At 72.8% G+C, this 16097-nt stretch carries 17 protein-coding genes; 9 read left to right on the plus strand and 8 right to left on the minus strand.

Translation table 11 applies throughout. The features are described 5' to 3' along the window. Nucleotides 1-38: 38 nt before the first annotated feature. On the minus strand, nucleotides 39-1160 hold the full coding sequence (gene mnmA / locus ACTWQH_RS13265; RefSeq protein ID WP_443286681.1) for a tRNA 2-thiouridine(34) synthase MnmA: 1122 nt from the start codon (nucleotides 1158-1160) through the stop codon (nucleotides 39-41). A 63-nt stretch (nucleotides 1161-1223) separates the two neighbouring features. Beyond that, on the minus strand, nucleotides 1224-2393 hold the full coding sequence (locus ACTWQH_RS13270) for a cysteine desulfurase family protein (RefSeq protein ID WP_443286682.1): 1170 nt from the start codon (nucleotides 2391-2393) through the stop codon (nucleotides 1224-1226). A 108-nt stretch (nucleotides 2394-2501) separates the two neighbouring features. Here ACTWQH_RS13270 and ACTWQH_RS13275 point away from each other — a divergent pair, with 108 nt between their 5' ends. Next, nucleotides 2502-3176 (plus strand): N-acetylmuramoyl-L-alanine amidase, encoded by a 675-nt coding sequence (locus ACTWQH_RS13275; protein ID WP_443286683.1) that lies wholly within the window; start codon nucleotides 2502-2504, stop codon nucleotides 3174-3176. Here the strand turns inward: ACTWQH_RS13275 and ACTWQH_RS13280 are convergent. Next, entirely contained in the window at nucleotides 3161-4243 is a 1083-nt protein-coding gene (locus ACTWQH_RS13280; RefSeq protein ID WP_443286684.1) for a peptidoglycan recognition protein family protein, read from the minus strand. The genes ACTWQH_RS13275 and ACTWQH_RS13280 overlap by 16 nt on opposite strands. Nucleotides 4244-4377: 134 nt before the next feature. On the opposite strand from ACTWQH_RS13280, the gene ACTWQH_RS13285 reads away from it, so the two are divergent. Next, complete coding sequence (locus ACTWQH_RS13285) at nucleotides 4378-4575, plus strand: hypothetical protein (protein ID WP_443286685.1); 198 nt, start codon at nucleotides 4378-4380, stop codon at nucleotides 4573-4575. Nucleotides 4576-4657: 82 nt separating this feature from the next. Continuing rightward, nucleotides 4658-5224 carry a levansucrase gene (locus ACTWQH_RS13290; RefSeq protein ID WP_443286686.1) on the plus strand — a complete coding sequence of 189 codons (567 nt, stop codon included), beginning with the start codon at nucleotides 4658-4660 and terminating at the stop codon, nucleotides 5222-5224. A 490-nt stretch (nucleotides 5225-5714) separates the two neighbouring features. On the opposite strand, the gene ACTWQH_RS13295 is transcribed toward ACTWQH_RS13290, so the two are convergent. Then, a complete protein-coding gene (locus ACTWQH_RS13295) occupies nucleotides 5715-6092 on the minus strand; it encodes a DoxX family protein (RefSeq protein ID WP_443286687.1) in 378 nt (125 codons plus the stop codon). Nucleotides 6093-6182: 90 nt separating this feature from the next. On the opposite strand from ACTWQH_RS13295, the gene ACTWQH_RS13300 reads away from it, so the two are divergent. Beyond that, nucleotides 6183-7091, plus strand: a complete 909-nt coding sequence (locus ACTWQH_RS13300; protein ID WP_443286688.1) for a LysR family transcriptional regulator — start codon at nucleotides 6183-6185, stop codon at nucleotides 7089-7091. 277 nt (nucleotides 7092-7368) lie between these two features. On the opposite strand, the gene ACTWQH_RS13305 is transcribed toward ACTWQH_RS13300, so the two are convergent. Next, complete coding sequence (locus ACTWQH_RS13305) at nucleotides 7369-7842, minus strand: Dps family protein (RefSeq protein ID WP_443286689.1); 474 nt, start codon at nucleotides 7840-7842, stop codon at nucleotides 7369-7371. Nucleotides 7843-8071: 229 nt separating this feature from the next. Between ACTWQH_RS13305 and ACTWQH_RS13310 the strand changes: the two genes are divergently transcribed. The 3 genes from ACTWQH_RS13310 (at nucleotide 8072) to ACTWQH_RS13320 (ending at nucleotide 10352) form a co-directional block, all read left to right on the plus strand. Beyond that, nucleotides 8072-8407, plus strand: a complete 336-nt coding sequence (locus tag ACTWQH_RS13310; protein WP_443286690.1) for a hypothetical protein — start codon at nucleotides 8072-8074, stop codon at nucleotides 8405-8407. Continuing rightward, nucleotides 8407-8733, plus strand: a complete 327-nt coding sequence (locus ACTWQH_RS13315; RefSeq protein ID WP_443286691.1) for a DUF6406 domain-containing protein — start codon at nucleotides 8407-8409, stop codon at nucleotides 8731-8733. The genes ACTWQH_RS13310 and ACTWQH_RS13315 overlap by 1 nt, the downstream gene beginning before the upstream one ends. 101 nt (nucleotides 8734-8834) lie before the next feature. Then, complete coding sequence (locus ACTWQH_RS13320) at nucleotides 8835-10352, plus strand: C2 family cysteine protease (protein ID WP_443286692.1); 1518 nt, start codon at nucleotides 8835-8837, stop codon at nucleotides 10350-10352. A 7-nt stretch (nucleotides 10353-10359) separates the two neighbouring features. Here ACTWQH_RS13320 and ACTWQH_RS13325 read toward each other — a convergent pair whose 3' ends face one another. Then, the gene (locus ACTWQH_RS13325) at nucleotides 10360-11139 is read right to left on the minus strand and encodes an enhanced serine sensitivity protein SseB C-terminal domain-containing protein (RefSeq protein ID WP_443286693.1); all 780 of its coding nucleotides are present in this window, start codon (nucleotides 11137-11139) and stop codon (nucleotides 10360-10362) included. 107 nt (nucleotides 11140-11246) lie between these two features. Further along, on the minus strand, nucleotides 11247-12005 hold the full coding sequence (locus ACTWQH_RS13330; RefSeq protein ID WP_443286694.1) for an enhanced serine sensitivity protein SseB: 759 nt from the start codon (nucleotides 12003-12005) through the stop codon (nucleotides 11247-11249). A gap of 107 nt (nucleotides 12006-12112) precedes the next feature. Between ACTWQH_RS13330 and gcvT the strand changes: the two genes are divergently transcribed. Next, the gene (gene gcvT, locus ACTWQH_RS13335) at nucleotides 12113-13270 is read left to right on the plus strand and encodes a glycine cleavage system aminomethyltransferase GcvT (RefSeq protein ID WP_443286695.1); all 1158 of its coding nucleotides are present in this window, start codon (nucleotides 12113-12115) and stop codon (nucleotides 13268-13270) included. Nucleotides 13271-13314: 44 nt separating this feature from the next. Further along, the gene (gene gcvH, locus ACTWQH_RS13340) at nucleotides 13315-13701 is read left to right on the plus strand and encodes a glycine cleavage system protein GcvH (RefSeq protein WP_443286696.1); all 387 of its coding nucleotides are present in this window, start codon (nucleotides 13315-13317) and stop codon (nucleotides 13699-13701) included. Nucleotides 13702-13708: 7 nt separating this feature from the next. Here gcvH and glgX read toward each other — a convergent pair whose 3' ends face one another. Continuing rightward, the gene (gene glgX, locus ACTWQH_RS13345) at nucleotides 13709-15976 is read right to left on the minus strand and encodes a glycogen debranching protein GlgX (RefSeq protein WP_443286697.1); all 2268 of its coding nucleotides are present in this window, start codon (nucleotides 15974-15976) and stop codon (nucleotides 13709-13711) included. Between the last annotated feature and the right edge of the window lie 121 nt (nucleotides 15977-16097).

Here is a 16097-nt window from a genome sequence, read left to right on the forward strand (position 1 = left end):
CACGCCCCGGCACCCCACCCGGGTTCGGGTGGGCGGGCCTACGCGGCGGCGCGGGAGCGCTCCGTCGTGGCGATCGTGGCGGAGCCGACGACGCGGGTGCCGTCGTAGAGGACGATCGCCTGGCCGGGGGCGACGCCGCGCACCGGCTGGTCGAAGCGGACCCGCAGCTCGCCGTCGGCCTCCTCGGCCGTCACCGGCGCCTCGCCGCCGTGCGCGCGCAGCTGCGCCGTGTACCGGCCGGGCCCGGCCGGCGGCGCCGCGCCGCACCAGCGCGGGCGGATGGCCGTCAGCCCCACGACGTCCAGCGCCTCCGCGGGCCCGACCGTGACGGTGTTGTTCACCGGCGAGATGTCCAGCACGTAGCGCGGCTTCCCGTCGGGCGCGGGCCGGCCGAGGCGCAGCCCCTTGCGCTGCCCGATGGTGAAGCCGTGCGCGCCCTGGTGGGTGCCGACCTTGCGCCCGTCCTCGTCGACGACGTCGCCCTCGGCGGAGCCGAGGTGGGAGGCGAGGAAGCCGCGGGTGTCGCCGTCGGCGATGAAGCAGATGTCGTGGCTGTCCGGCTTGCGCGCCACGGCCAGCCCGCGCCGTTCGGCCTCGGCGCGGATCTCCTCCTTGGTGCTGCGGGTGTCGCCCAGGGGGAACATGGCGTGCGCGAGCTGCCGGTCGTCGAGCACGCCGAGCACGTAGCTCTGGTCCTTGGCCAGGTCGGCGGCGCGGTGCAGCTCGCGGCTGCCGTCCGGGCGGCGTACCACCGTGGCGTAGTGGCCGGTGCAGACCGCGTCGAAGCCGAGGGCGAGCGCCCGGTCCAGCAGCGCCGCGAACTTGATCTTCTCGTTGCAGCGCAGGCAGGGGTTGGGCGTGCGCCCGGCCCGGTACTCGGCGACGAAGTCCTCGACCACGTCCTGCCGGAAGCGCTCGGCGAGGTCCCACACGTAGAACGGGATACCGATGACGTCGGCGGCGCGGCGGGCGTCGCGGGAGTCCTCCAGGGTGCAGCAGCCGCGGGCGCCGGTGCGGAAGGACGTGGGGTTGGCGGACAGCGCGAGGTGGACGCCGGTCACGTCGTGCCCGGCGTCGGCGGCGCGCGCGGCGGCGACCGCGGAGTCCACGCCGCCGGACATCGCCGCCAGGACGCGCAGCCGGCGGGGGGTGTCAGTCATAGCGCTCCCAGCGTACGGCCCGGGGCGGGGCGGTGTCCGCACGGTTTCGTTCGTCTTCGTTCGTCAGCTCAGCCCGGCGCCGCGGCCCCGCTCCACGGCCGGGCCGATCGCCTCGGCGAGGGCGGCGACGTCGTCCTTGGTGGAGGTGTGGCCCAGCGAGAAGCGCAGCGTGCCGCGCGCCAGTTCGCGGTCGGCGCCGGTGGCCAGCAGCACGTGGCTGGGCTGGGCGACGCCCGCGGTGCAGGCGGAGCCGGTGGAGCACTCGATGCCCTGCGCGTCCAGCAGCAGCAGGAGCGAGTCGCCCTCGCAGCCGGGAAACGCGAAGTGGGCGTTGCCCGGCAGCCGCCCGGCCGGGTCCGGGTCACCGCCCAGCAGGGCGTCCGGGACGGCGGCGGTCACCGCGCCGATGAGCTCGTCGCGCAGCTCCCCGATCCGCCGGGCGAACTCCTCCTGGCGGCCGGCGGCGAGCCTGGCGGCCGCGGCGAAGCCCGCGACGGCCGGGACGTCGAGCGTGCCGGAACGCACCTCCCGCTCCTGCCCGCCGCCGTGCTGCACCGGCGTCGGCGTCCACTCCCGGCCCAGCAGCAGCGCGCCGATGCCGTACGGCCCGCCGATCTTGTGGCCGGAGACGGTGAGCGCGGCCAGCCCGGAGGCGGCGAAGTCCACCGGGAGCTGCCCGACGGCCTGCACGGCGTCCGCGTGCATGGGGATGCCGTGCTCGGCGGCGACGGCGGCCAGCTCGGCGACGGGCATCACGGTGCCGATCTCGTTGTTGGCCCACATCACCGTCACGAGGGCGACGTCGGCGGGGTCGCGTTCGATCGCGGCGCGCAGCGCGTCGGCGTGTACGCGGCCGTGGCCGTCGACCGGCAGCCACTCGACCGTCGCGCCCTCGTGCTCGCCGAGCCAGGCGACGGCATCCAGGACGGCGTGGTGCTCGACCGGGCTGGCCAGCACGCGGGTACGGCGCGGGTCGGCGTCGCGGCGGGCCCAGTACAGGCCCTTGACGGCGAGGTTGTCGGCCTCGGTGCCGCCGGAGGTGAAGACGACCTCGCTGGGGCGCCCGCCGAGGGCCGCGGCCAGCGCCTCCCGCCCCTCCTCGACCACGCGCCGGGCCCGCCGCCCGGCGGCGTGCAGGGCGGAGGCGTTGCCGGTGACCCCGAGTTCGGCGGTCATCGCCGCCATGGCCTCGGGGAGCATGGGGGTGGTGGCGGCGTGATCGAAGTACGGCATGGCAGGCCCCAGTCTACGAGCGGCCCGGAACCGGACCGGGAGGGCGGGCGTTGGTTTCGGTCAGAGGGGGAATCCGGGAGAGGCTGGCGGCGAGCGGGCGAGGTGGCGATGGGTGAGCACGTGGGGCAGCCGGGCGGGCCGGGCCGACCGGGCCGCCGCGCCCTGCTGCTCGGCGGCGCGGCGGCGGCGCTCGGCGTGGGGGCGCTGGCCTCGCGGGAGACCGTGGAGCGCTGGTGGTGGCGTTACTCGGGGGACGAGGTGGAGCGGGCCGAGGGCGAGGTGGACCATCCGGGCGCGGAGTGGGTGCCCGCCTCCGCGGCGAACTACCGGCGGGCCAACCGCCCCCGCGACTACGCCATCGACCGCGTCGTGATCCACATGCCGGAGGCGACCTACCCGATCACGCTCCGGGTCTTCCAGGACCCGTCGCACGGCGCCGCCGCGCACTACGTGGTGCGCTCTTCCGACGGCCACGTGGCGCAGCTCGCCCGCGAGCTGGACGTGGCGTTCCACGCGGGGAACCGGTCGTTCAACGAGCGCAGCGTCGGCATCGAGCACGAGGGCTGGGCGGACGACCCCTCCTATCTGACGGACGTGATGTACGAGTCCTCGGCGCGGCTGGTGGCCGGGATCTGCGCGCGGTACGGCATCCCGGTCGACCGCGAGCACATCGTGGGCCACAACGAGGTGCCGGAGGTGGTCCGGATCTGCCCCGGGCCGCACTGGGACTGGGACCGGTACATCCCCCTGGTGCGGCGGGCGGCCGGTCAGCCGGGCCAGTAGAGCGACTCGGCGCGGGCCCACTCGACGACGAGCGGCTCGTCGCCGTAGTGGAAGACCTCCGGGCGGACCCGGCCCTTGTCGGTGGCCGAGATGAACCCGGTCCACGTGTAGACGAAGTGCAGGTCGCCGCCGACGTGGACCGGGGAGTGGATCGGCATGGTGCCGGTCCGCTCGAACCCGTCGCCCTGCGTCCGGTAGTTGGCCAGCCGGAGCTGGAACTCCTGGCCCTTGGTGAGGCCCCCGACCCGTACGCCGACCGAGGCCGTGTAGTGGCAGGCCCCGTAGAGGATGCTGGAGGTGGCCTTCTCCAGGTTCTGCCACTCGCCGTCGGTGTAGCGCCGGTTGAAGGTGAGCGTGGTCCACTTGTTGGGCTGGATGGTACGGCGGTAGTCGTCCGTGGTGCCGTACAGCGCTCGCTTGGGCATGTCGTCCTCCTCGGGGGTGGGGCTCCAGCCGGCGGGGTGTTCGAGCCGCTCGGCGACGCGCTCGCGGATATCGCCCATGGAGATGCCGGGCCCGCGCGGATCGACCTTACCCGGCTGCCATTCGAGGTGGCCGATCACGGACGTGGTGCCCTCCTTGCCCCAGCCGTGGGCGCGGCAGATCGCCGCGGAGGCGCGGACGATGGCCTCGACCTGCTCGGGTGGCCAGGGGTCCTCGTTGTCGCCGAGGTTGACGCATTCGAGGCCGTAGAAGTGGACGTTTCCGTCGGTGTCGGTCTCGTTGTCCGGCGGCAGGGACCGCTCCTCGATCACGGCGGCCAGCACGTCGCCGTCGCCGCTGCCCGCGTGGTTGGCCCGGCCGTTGCCCACCAGGTAGCAGGTGCCGTCCTTGGCGATGACGCCGTGGCACAGCGGCCCTGGCAGGTCGGAGCGCCCCTCGTAGCACAGCTCGACGCTGGAGTCGGTGCCGGAGGTGACGGTGTGATGGATCATCACCCCGTGGACGGGGCCCCAGGCCCCGACCTCGTTCCGGTTGTTCGTGCGCCAGTCGCGGTACTCGACGACGCGCACGCCCTCGTCCCTCAGGGCCTTCAGCAGCCGGTCGGCGGAGAGTGGAGTCGCCATGGCGGATCCCCCGTTCGCAATTCCTATACGAGGTGTACGCCGCCCACTACCGCCCGCGCAAGAGGGCGTTCGGCCGAATGGGCACGGCCGTCTACGGTGGAGGCCGGCCGGCCGAACGAGATGGGTGAGCAGGAGTGTCAGAGGAGAACTGCCCGGGTCCGCACCGCCAGTGCCACGCCTGCGCCGGGCAGCGCGTCGAGTTCCGCGAGACGCTGTACGTCCCCACCTCCGGCCGCGCCCAGGGCGTGGCCGCCGCCCACGACTGCTGGCACTGCAAGGGCCTCGGCTACTACTGCCGCTCGGCGCCGCGCTGCACGCTGCCGCACGAGTAGCGCGACGTGCCGGGACCGGCCGCGAGCGCGCGGCGCCGGCCGGCCCACCTCAGGCGGCGTCCTCGGCCTGGAACATCCCGTGGTGACTAACCCGATCATGGTTGACCAGTGGTGCTATGTGAAAATCGCGCGCATGACTGATGACCCGACGCGTGCGTATCTCAATTCCGTAGGCGCCAAGTTGGCCGCCGACGGCTGCTCTCCGCAGTGGCACTACGAGGGCGGGACACCGGTGCTGATCGGCCGCCGGTCGGACTTTCGGCTGGGGTGGGCCGCGACCCGGCTGCACGTGTTCACCCTGGCCGCAGCCGTTCCGGAGATCACCGTTCCGGTGATTGCCACCTTCACCCAGCACGCGCGTCGGTACGCCAAGGCCCACAAGGGAGGCCTTCCCCGGGGATTTCAGACCGGGCTGGCTGTCTTCCCCGCCCTGATCAGCACCCGGGTCGATCCGCAGGCGGTGGCCTGGGCCGAGGAGAAGCAGCGGTCACAGTTCGCCTGCTTCGTCCGCCCCGTGGTCGTGGATGTGATACGCCAGTACGTGGGGGTATACCGCGGTTCACCCGCGATCGGCCGGACATACGCGTCGCACTTGCTGCAGAAGAGCGACTACTACTTCTCGGGCAGCACCTTTTCCATGTCGGGCTGAGTCGGTGCGCTCTGGTGATGCCCGGCTCATCGCTGAAAGCCGGCACGGCCCGGCGACTGTCGACGGCTCTATACACGTCCACGTCTTCTCGTCCCCTCACCCAACGACAGCCGCCGAGCGGGTAGCGAAGCCGTTGCCGCCCGCGTCAGGGGACAGAAGGCGCCGCATGCCAACCACGTGCCCGCCCGTCCCGACGACGAGCCACCGGTAGAGGCCGCCGATCAGCCCCGGGAAAGCAGCTCGGCTCTCGGCGCGGAGCCGTGATTTCCCCGGACCGACGTGTTCGAGGCGATAGATCAGGGCGTAGGACGAGAAACGATGGCGTCCCTGGAGGACCAGCTCCCGCCCCGGGACCGCGGCGACCACCCAAAACCCGGGTAGCGCCGAACCTAAGGTCCGGCTGCGGGAATTGACCGAGGCGTTCGCCCAGCCGTCACGGTGACGCTCCCGCGAAGGCCACACGCCTGCCTTTCGCGCGGCACTCCAACGTTCATCGGGCGACAGCGAGGACGAGAGACCCTGCGGCCAGAGCCAGGTAGCCGCCAGGAAAAGCGATGTTGTGGTACACGCGAGCACGGAGGTGTGCGGCGATGGCGCCGATGTAGAACAAGACGAGCCCGGCCGCGGCGGCAACGCCGATGACCGGGACACCCATGAGTCCGAGTAGCAGACCGGCGGCTCCAGCGGCCTTGAGCGCAGCGAGCCACGGGAGCCAGGTCCGCGGGAGACCGACCTCGGTCGAGTTGGCGAGGACGAACTTGGCATTCAAGAAGTCCGCGATGGCGATTCCGGCGTTGGCCAGGATCGCGATGACGGTGATGATCGCGTAGGCGGGGAAACATATGCCTCGTCCTTCAGTCGAGCGCATCGTGAGTCCGGCGAGCCCGGCGCGCTCACCTGGACAAGCCTCCCCGAGCCCTTGCGCGGCGTCCAATACCTGCGTCTATAACCTGGAAGCATGGATGTGGACACGCGGCTGCTGCGCTACTTCGTCGCTGTGGCGGAGGAGGGGACCCTCACTCGCGCCGCGGAACGACTGTTCGTGTCCCAGCCGGCGCTCACCAAACAGATCAAGCAACTGGAGACCCGGCTGGGAGTGGGACTGTTCACGCGGTCCCGCACCGGCATGACTCTCACAGAACCGGGCCGGACCCTGGCAGAGCGGGTGCCCGCGCTGCTGGCCGACTGGGACCGGGTGCTGCGGGAGACCAAGAGCGCCGCCGGCCGGGCAGCCCGCGTACTGCGGGTCGGCTTCATGGCCAGTGCCGCCAACGAGGCGACCCCGCGCATCATCGCGGAGTTCTCCCGGCGTCGGCCAGGCTGGCGGGTGGATATGCGGCAGGCCGCCTGGTCGAATCCGAGCGCCGGGCTCGCCGACGGAGACGTCGACGCCGCCCTGCTGCGGCTGCCCTTCCCCGGCCAGGACACTCTGCGGACGGCGGTACTCTTCACCGAGCCCCGCTGGGTCGCCCTCCCCGAGGCACACCCTCTCGCAGCGCGCGACGTGATCCCGTTCCGCGATCTGTGGGATGAGCCGTTCGTGGCCGCGCCGTCTGAAACAGGCTGGTGGCGAGACCACTGGCTGGCCACCGGTGAACGCGGCGGCCACCCGGTCCGCATCGGCGCCGTCACAGAGCAGCCGGACGACTGGCTCAGCGCCGTGGCCAACGGCTACGGCATCGCCCTTGCCCCGGCATCTGCCGCTCGCTTCTACGCCCGGCCCGGCATCACCTACCGCCCCGTCAGCGGCGTGAGCCCCAGTCAGGTGGGCGTCGCCTGGGCCTGCTCCGACGACAGCGACCCCGTCGTGCAGGACTTCGTTCACTGCTGCCTGGACAGACCGTTGCCAGAGGTGACCACCGCCTGATCACCCGGCCGGTACTGATTGCATCAGCCCAGGACGATGACCGGTAACGCGATCGACCCGAGCGAGCCGCCGCGGGCGCGGGCATGATCCTGTGGTCCCTGCCGGACCGGACGCCCCCCGGCCGCTGGTGCGGCCGGGGCCTTCTGCGTTCCGGATTCCTTCCGGTCGAGCCGCGGATTCCGGTGAGATTCCGTCCGACGCCGGAACGTCGCGTCACGCTTCGGAACGCGACGGAACGCCTGTTTTTGCTGGTCAGAGCCCGATCCTTGCTCCGGCCTCAGGCGGCGTCCTCGGCCTGGAACATCCAGTGGTGCTTCTCGAGGTCCTTCGTGAGCTGGATCAGCACGTCCTGGCTGACCGCGTCCACCTCGCCGACGGAGTCCATGCGCTCGCGCATGCGCGTGATGACCGCGCCCAGGGCCGCGACCATGCCGTGGATGGCGGCACCGTCCTGCTGCCAGCCCTCGGGGGCGTTGGCGATGCCGCTGCCCTGGGCCACGGTCGCGGCGCGGCCGTCCGGGGAGATGCCGAGGGCGGCGGCGCGTTCGGCGACCGTGTCGGCGTGGGAGCGGGCGGTGGCCACCACGTCGTCGAGTTGGAGGTGCACCGAGCGGAACCGGGGGCCGAGGATGTTCCAGTGGGTCTGCTTGGCGACGAGCGACAGGTCGACGAGGTCCACCAGGGCGCCCTGGAGGGCCTCGCCTACGACCTTGAGGGTGGTGTCGGGCAGCGTGCTCTTCACGGCGTACATAGAACGCCCCTTTCGATCTGATTCGGGTGATTGATCCGTTTCTTCGCCAGGGTACCCCCGGGCATCGGCCGGAAGGCGGAGGAAGGGCGCGGCAGCGGGTGTGGCGGGCCGGTGGCGCGGCTGTCACGGCTCTGGCACAGCGGCCGATTGTCGTCCCCAAAATGCCCGCTTTCGCGGGGCGTTGGCGTTTTGCCCCCTGCTACCGTCCTGGCGGAAACGGGAGACCGGAATGCGAAGGGCGGGGGCCGTGGGAGACGAGGACGAGTCCGGCGAGACGCCGGAGCAGCTGCGGGAGCGGGCCGAGGGCCTGCGCGACTGCGCGCGGCGGGCGCGTGAGCTGGCGGGCACGCTCGGGCCGTTCCTCGACGGCGAGACCGAGCTGGCTCAGCGGCAGGATCCGGTCACCTGGCAGGGTCCGTACGCCGAGAGGACCACCGCCGTGATCAGGGAACGCGGCAGCACGCTGCACGCGATGGCCGGCGCGCTGATGAACGACGCCGGCCGCTGGGAGTCCGAGGCGACCGACCTGGAGGAGCGGGCCGGTCGGGCGGAGGGGGGCAACTGATGGACGCCGGCAGTCCCGACTGGCCGACCACCGTCGAGGGCCGGTGGCGGATGCGCTGGCACGTGCCGCACCACCGCTTCGGCGAAGGCCGCCTCACCGTCGTGGTCCTGGCCATTCACAGTGACCCGCCGCGCGCGGACATCACCGTGCGCGGCAGCGAACGCGCCCTCCACAAGGGGCTCACGGTCGGCGACAGCGTCGCCATCGCGGGCCGGCGCTGGCGGGTGGCCGCCATCGAGCTGGGGGTCACCGAGGCCGAGGCGGCCGCGCGCGACTACCACGCCGACCGCAGGAGTTACGTCGATCTGCACCGGATCGACGCCTGAGGAACGCCCGAGGAACGCCCGGGGAAGGCCCGGGGAAGGCCCAGGGGACGCCCGAGAAGACGGAAGAGACGGAAGAGACGGAAGAGACGGGGGAGACGGTCATGGGGTTCCAGGGATTCGACTCGGAGGGGATACGCACCCTCGCCGCCGACCTGCGGCAGCGCGGGCAGGACGCGCCGGCGATGCACGCCGACCTCTTCAACCTGCTGGTGACGGCGCAGGGACACATGGGCGGCAAGCCCGCCACCGAGGACCCCGGCCTGGAGGCGGTGATCACCAGCGGGCTCGTCGCCGGCGGCACGGGCGGCCTCTTCGGCTACGGCACCCCGCCCGGCTCGCTGAGCGAGTTCACCGACACCGCCGACGAGATGGACCGTCGCCGCGCCCAGCTCGACGCCTGCGAGGAGCTGGCGGACGACGGGTACCCCATCGACCCCTCGATGGTCTTCGCCAACGACGACCCGCCGCGCGCCGAGGACATCGACAACGCCTACGAGGCGCTGGCCGACGCCGGGAACTGGGACGAGGGAAACGACGGCAACCGCGACGAGATCCGGGAGCTCATGGGCACCCTCGCCGGCCTCACCCCGGCCGAGCTCGACGCCGTGATCTCGCAGGCGACGCCCGAGCAGCTGTCCCGGCTCAACGGCCTGATCAGCGACAAGTCCGACACCCTGTGGTACGAGTGGGGCCTGCCGCTCGCCGAGCGCCAGCAGGCCGTCGGCGACCTGCTCTCCCGCGTCAGCGAGGGGAACGTCGACAAGCTGCGGCGGGCGTTCCCCTGGGTCCGGCCGCACTTCGAGACCACCGACGCCTACCTCGACGGCGAGAACCCGCAGACCGGCGAGCAGGCCACCGGCATGCACTGGGAGAATCCGGACGACCCGCTGTTCGCGCCGAACGAGGACGGCGAGGCGGTGTCGTACGACGACATCAACCAGGGGCGGTTCGGGGACTGCTGGTACATCGCCTCGCTGATCGCGGTGACCCAGCGGGACCCGGAGTTCATCCGCGAGGGCATCCGGGAGAACCCCAACGGCACCGTCAGCGTCCGCATCTGGGACGAGGACGGCAACCAGCGCTGGGTGACCGTCACCGCCGACCTGCCGGTGGACGAGAACGGCAACCCGATGGGCGCCTACGGCGACGGCGACACCTGGCCGGCGTACTACGAGAAGGCGTTCGCGCTGGTCTACGGCGGGGACGACGGCGGCGCGCCGGACGGCAAGGAGGACGACGACCGCTACGACCGGGAAGAGCAGGGCAGCTACGGCGCCATCGAGTGGGACCACAACGAGCAGGCGCCGCCGTACATCACCGGCAACGACGCCGAGGACGCCGACGGCTGGACGACCGGCTCGTACGAGGGCACCGTGGACGCCTGGCGCGCCGGCCAACCGGTGATCGTCTCCACGCCCTCGGAGGCGGACGGCGTGCCTGCCGACTGGGAGGGGAGCTACTCCACCCGGCACGTCTACTACGTCCTCGGTGTCGACGATCAGACCGGGGAGATCATCCTGGGCAACCCCTGGGGCGCGGACATCGACCCGATCAGGGCCAGCCAGGAGGAGTTCGAGGAGTTCTTCGAGCGTCCGCAGAAGCTCACGATCCCCGCGTGAGCGCGGGTCAGTGCGGCCTGGGGTACCCGTACCCGTGCTGGCGCAGCGCGGCCGGGTCCTGCACGGGCACGGCGACGGGCGTGTCCCGGTCGTAGAACGGGCGGGTGTTGGCGCGCAGCCACATCGCGACCGGGTCGTAGGCGTCGGCCATGGCGACCGTGCCGACCGCCAGCCCGTCCGGCACCGCCGTGATGGACTGCCGCATCATCTCCCGCACCGCCTCGGCGGTGTGCTCCCCCGGGTCGTCCACCTCCAGGCCGATCACCAGGTACGCCGGGCCGAGGGCCGGCTGCACCCACGCCCGCCGCAGGCTGCGCAGCACCGGCGTGCGCTGGGCGTGCAGCGTCAGCCGCTCGTAGAAGGCGTCGGCGCGGATGCTCGGCTCGCTGATCCGCAGCGGTCCGGCCGGCAGCCGGTCCAGGCCGCCCGCTATCCGCCGCAGGTCGAGCCACGGGATGCCGAGACCGCCGCCGGGAACGTGCGGGTTGAGCCACAGGCCCCAGTGGTCGGGGTAGAGCGCGGCGGCGATGTCCTTGCCGCTGACCACCTCGTGCGCCCGGGTCCAGCCGCTGGCGAGCAGCTCCCGCTCGGAGGTGACGCACGGCGCGTACCCGTGGCCGGCGACCTCGACGCTGCCGTACTGGGCGTCGGGATCGCCGGGCTGCCCGTGCCACAGCAGCATCCACACCTGGCCCCCGGCGAGCGCGGCCAGCAGGGCCTCGTAGACGTCGAACCGGTCCGCCGTCACGCGCGGCAACAGCTCCTCCACGCCGCTTCCCGCGCTCACCTGGGCCGGCCCTCCGCGCACCGCACCTCCCGCTGCTGATTCACACCGACATCACTCCAGCTTAGGAGCGTTCGCTGACAGGACGCAGAGCGCAGCCGCGGCAACGCTCACGCCTCACGCGCGTAGAAGGGCCTCACGCAGTGCCGCAGCCAGTCCACGACAGGGTCCTCGGCGGCGTCGAGCAGCACCATCTGCACCGGCCAGGCGACGTGCTGCTCCGACAGCGCCCGCTCCAGCGCCCCGTGCGCCGCCAGGCGGCTGGGCTCGTCGAGCATCTCCAGCTCCAGGCCGAGGAAGAGCGAGGGCGGGCCGCCTTCGGCGCTGGCCAGCCCGCGGCGCGCGCTCCTGACGAACCACAGGCCGGACAGCTCGCGCGAGACCGCGGCGAGGAAGTCCATCGGCTCCTCCTGCCAGTCCGGCTGGAACAGCCGCATCCGGGCGCCGGAGGGAACGCCGGGTATCCGCTCGCCCGGCGTCGCGCGGCACAGCTCGGCGACGGCCGCGGGCGGCACCGGGATGCCGACCGTGCCGCCGGGGTTGACGGCGATGCCGAGCTGCGGCGGCAGGCCGCGGGCGAACTCCGGGGCGGGCGCGATGGCGAAGCCCAGGTGCGAGGCGCCGCCGAGGTGGTACTGCTCGGCGGAGCTGAAGACGGGCACGTACGGCGCGCCGCCCAGCTGGGTGGTGGGCAGGCGCAGGCTGCTGCTGTCCGGGCCGCCGCCCTCGGGCAGCGGCACCCACAGCGCGCTGCGGGCCAGCACCTTCAGCAGGTGCCCCGCGGCCTCCGGCCGGCCGACCGAGGCGGCCAGCGCCTCCTCCAGCTCGTTGCTGGGCCAGCCGCCGCCGTATCCGGGGGTGTTGCTCATGCGCAGCCGCCTCTCCTGTAAGTCGTCAAATACCTTAATCCCCGTCGGCGGGAAGGGTCCTGGCAGCGGGCCACCCGTGCCACAGGGGGCGTGCGATGATGTGCGGCATGTCGGACACACCTGCCCCGGACGCCTCACCGGGCGCCGCCGCGAACGCCTCGCGCGCCACGGCGTTGGAGCCCGTGCACCGCGCCCTGGGCGCGACCATGACCGACTTCGCCGGGTGGCTGATGCCCCTGCGGTACGGCAGCGAGCGGGCCGAGCACCAGGCCGTGCGCGGCGCGGCCGGCCTGTTCGATCTGTCGCACATGGGCGAGATCGCGGTCACCGGGCCGGCCGCGGACGCGCTGCTGGACTACGCGCTGGCCGGCCACCTCTCCGCGCTCCGCGTGGGCCGGGCCCGGTACACCATGATCTGCGAGCCCACCGGCGGCATCCTCGACGACCTGATCGTCTACCGCCTCGCCGAGCGGGAGTACCTGGTCGTCGCCAACGCCGCCAACGCGGGCGTGGTGCTCGACGCGCTCGCCGAGCGCCAGGCCGGCTTCGACGCCGCGATCCGCGACGACGGCGCGGCGTACGCCCTGCTGGCCGTGCAGGGCCCGGCCTCCCCGGCGATCCTGGCGCGGCTGACCGACGCGGACCTGCCGTCCCTGAAGTACTACGCCGGACTGCGCGGCACCGTCGCCGGGCGCGAGGCGATGATCGCCCGCACCGGGTACACCGGCGAGGACGGCTTCGAGCTGTTCTGCGCGCCCGAGGACGCCGAGCCGCTGTGGCGGGCGCTGACCGAGGCCGGGGAGGGCGACGGCCTGGTGCCCTGCGGCCTGGCCTGCCGGGACACGCTGCGCCTGGAGGCGGGCATGCCGCTGTACGGGCACGAGCTGACCACCGGCACGACGCCGTTCGACGCGGGCCTGGGCCGGGTGGTGAAGTTCGGCAAGCCGGGCGACTTCGTGGGCCGGGACGCGCTGCGCGCGGCGGCCGAGCGTGCCGAGCGGGAGCCGCCGCGGGTGCTGACCGGCCTCGTCGCCCGGGGCCGCCGGGTGCCGCGCGCGGGATACGCCGTGGTGGACGAGGCGGGGCGGGTCATCGGCGAGGTCACCTCGGGCGCCCCCTCGCCGACGCTCGGGCGGCCCATCGCCATGGCGTACGTCGACGCGGCCCACGCGGCCCCCGGCGCGGCGGGGGTCGGCGTCGACATCCGCGGCACGCGCGAGCCGTACGACGTGGTGGCGCTGCCGTTCTACAGGCGCCACACCTGAAAGTGCCCGACCTCACGCCGGAACGCGAAGGAGAATCGCACCCGATGAGCAACCCCCCGCAGCTGCGTTACAGCAAGGAGCACGAGTGGCTCTCCCCCGCCGAGAAGGGCGTGGCGACGGTCGGCATCACCAAGTACGCCGCCGACCAGCTCGGCGACGTGGTCTTCGTCCAGCTGCCCGAGGTGGGCGCGGCGGTCACGGCGGGTGAGCCCTGCGGCGAGCTGGAGTCCACCAAGTCCGTCAGCGACCTCTACTCCCCCGTCACCGGCGAGGTCACCGAGGTCAACCAGGAGGCGGTCGACGACCCGGCCCTGGTCAACTCCTCGCCCTTCGAGGCGGGCTGGCTGTTCCGGGTGCGGCTCGCCGAGGAGGGGGGCGTGCCCGAGACGCTCATGTCGGCCGAGGCGTACGCGGCGTTCACGAAGGACTGAAGCCGCCTCAGGCGGGCGGTTCGGCGCGCAGCAGCAGCACCGAGCGCTCCGGCACCCTGAGCGGGGAGCCCGCCGGGTGCCGGGTGCCGGGCGGGGTGGCCTGGTCCTCGCGGCCGGTGTCGACCAGCAGCTCGTACGCCCGCGCCCAGGGCGGGCCGGGCAGCGGGAAGTCCAGCGGCCGCTCGCCGGCGTGGAGCAGGACGAGGAAGCTGTCGTCGGTGACGGGGCGGCCCTGGGGGTCGCGCTGCGGGATGTCGCGGCCGGAGAGGAACATGCCGAGCGTGCGGCTGGGGGCGTACCAGTCCTCCTCGGTCATCTCCCTGCCCCCGGCCGTGAACCAGCCGAGGTCCCTTATGCCCTCCGGGCCGTGGCGGCGGCCGGAGAAGAAGGCGCGGCGGCGCAGCACGGGGTGGTCGCGGCGCATCCGGATCAGGCGGCGGGTGAAGGTGAGAAGCCGCTCCCACTCCGGGTCGTCGGTGAGGGACCAGTCGACCCAGCCGAGTTCGTTGTCCTGGCAGTAGGCGTTGTTGTTGCCGCGCTGGGTGCGGCCCATCTCGTCGCCGGCGACCAGCATGGGGACGCCGGTGGACAGCAGCAGCGTGGTGAGGAGGTTGCGGAGCTGGCGGCGGCGCAGCGCGGTGACGCGGGCGTCGTCGGTCTCGCCCTCGGCGCCGCAGTTGAAGGAGCGGTTGTCGTCCCGGCCGTCGCGGTTGTCCTCGCCGTTGACCTCGTTGTGCTTGCGGTCGTAGGAGACGAGGTCGCGCAGGGTGAAGCCGTCGTGGGAGGTGATGAAGTTGACGGAGGCGTACGGGCGGCGGCCGCCCCAGGCGTACAGGTCGGAGGAGCCCGACAGCCGGTAGCCGAGGTCGCGCACGTCGGGCAGGGCGCCGCGCCAGTAGTCGCGGACCGTGTCGCGGTAGCGGTCGTTCCACTCGGTCCACAGCGGCGGGAAGGCGCCGACCTGGTAGCCGCCGTCGCCGACGTCCCAGGGCTCGGCGATCAGCTTGACGCGGCGCAGCACCGGGTCCTGGGCGATGACGGCGAGGAACGGGGAGAGCATGTCGACGTCGTGGAAGGAGCGGGCGAGGGCGGCGGCGAGGTCGAAGCGGAAGCCGTCGACGCCCATCTCGGTCACCCAGTAGCGCAGCGAGTCGGTGATCAGGCGCAGCGCGTGGGGCTGGACGACGTGGAGGGTGTTGCCGCAGCCGGTGTAGTCGGCGTAGTAGCGGGGGTCGTCGGCCAGGCGGTAGTAGCCGGGGTTGGCGATGCCGCGCAGCGAGTAGGTGGGGCCGAGGTGGCTGCCCTCGGCGGTGTGGTTGTAGACGACGTCGAGGATGACCTCGATGCCGGCCTGGTGCAGGGTGCGGACCATCGACTTGAACTCGCCGACCTGCTGGCCGCGGCTGCCGGATGCGCTGTAGGGGGCGTGCGGGGCGAAGTAGCCGACGGAGTTGTAGCCCCAGTAGCTGCGCAGGCCGCGCCGCAGCAGGTGGTCCTCGTCGGCGAACTGGTGGACCGGCAGCAGCTCGACGGCGGTGACGCCGAGGCTCGTCAGGTGCTCGACGGCGGCGGGGTGGGCGAGCCCGGCGAAGGTGCCGCGCAGCTCGGGCGGGATGCCGGGGTGGCGCCTGGTGAAGCCGCGCACGTGCAGCTCGTAGATGACCGAGTCGGCCCAGGGGGTGTCGGGGCGGCGGTCGTCGGCCCAGGTGTCCTGGTCGTGGACGACGACGCCCTTGGGCAGATACGCCGCCGAGTCGCGCTCGTCGCGGACGGTGTCGGCCAGCTCCTGACGGGGCCAGTCGCGGACGTGGCCGTAGAGCTCGGCGGGGATCTCCCGGCCGCCGCCGATGTGGCCGTCCACGGCGCGGGCGTAGGGGTCCAGCAGGAGCTTGGCGGGGTTCCAGCGTGCGCCGGACGCCGGGTCCCAGCGGCCGTGGACGCGGTAGCCGTAGCGCTGTCCAGGGCGTACGCCGGGCAGGAAGCCGTGCCAGATCTCGTGGGTCAGCTCGGCGAGCGGGCAGCGGGTCTCGCGCTCGACGCCGCCGGCCTCGCCGGCATCGTCGAAGTCGAAGAGGCACAGCTCGACGGCGTCGGCGCCGCCCGCCCAGAGCGCGAAGTTGGTGCCCTCGGTGCCATCGGGGCCCTCGGTCGCGGTGAGGAAGCGGGCGCCCAGCGGCTGGGGGCGGCCGGGCCAGATCTCGCGCGCCGACCCGCGCCCGGGTGCCGGTGCCTGGGCCACCTCGCGTCTCCCGTCTGTCGTCCCGTGTCTTCCCATCCCTCCGCCCAACGATCCTCGCGGAGTTATGCCACGTATGAGTGGATTAAGGATTTTGCCATGGCCAGGGCCTTACCTGGCGGATGCGCCCGGTGCCACCCGCGATCGAACGGTGACAAAT

Origin of the sequence: Streptomyces sp. 6N223 (assembly GCF_052246635.1) — a bacterium.
Classification (GTDB): Bacteria; Actinomycetota; Actinomycetes; order Streptomycetales; family Streptomycetaceae; genus Streptomyces.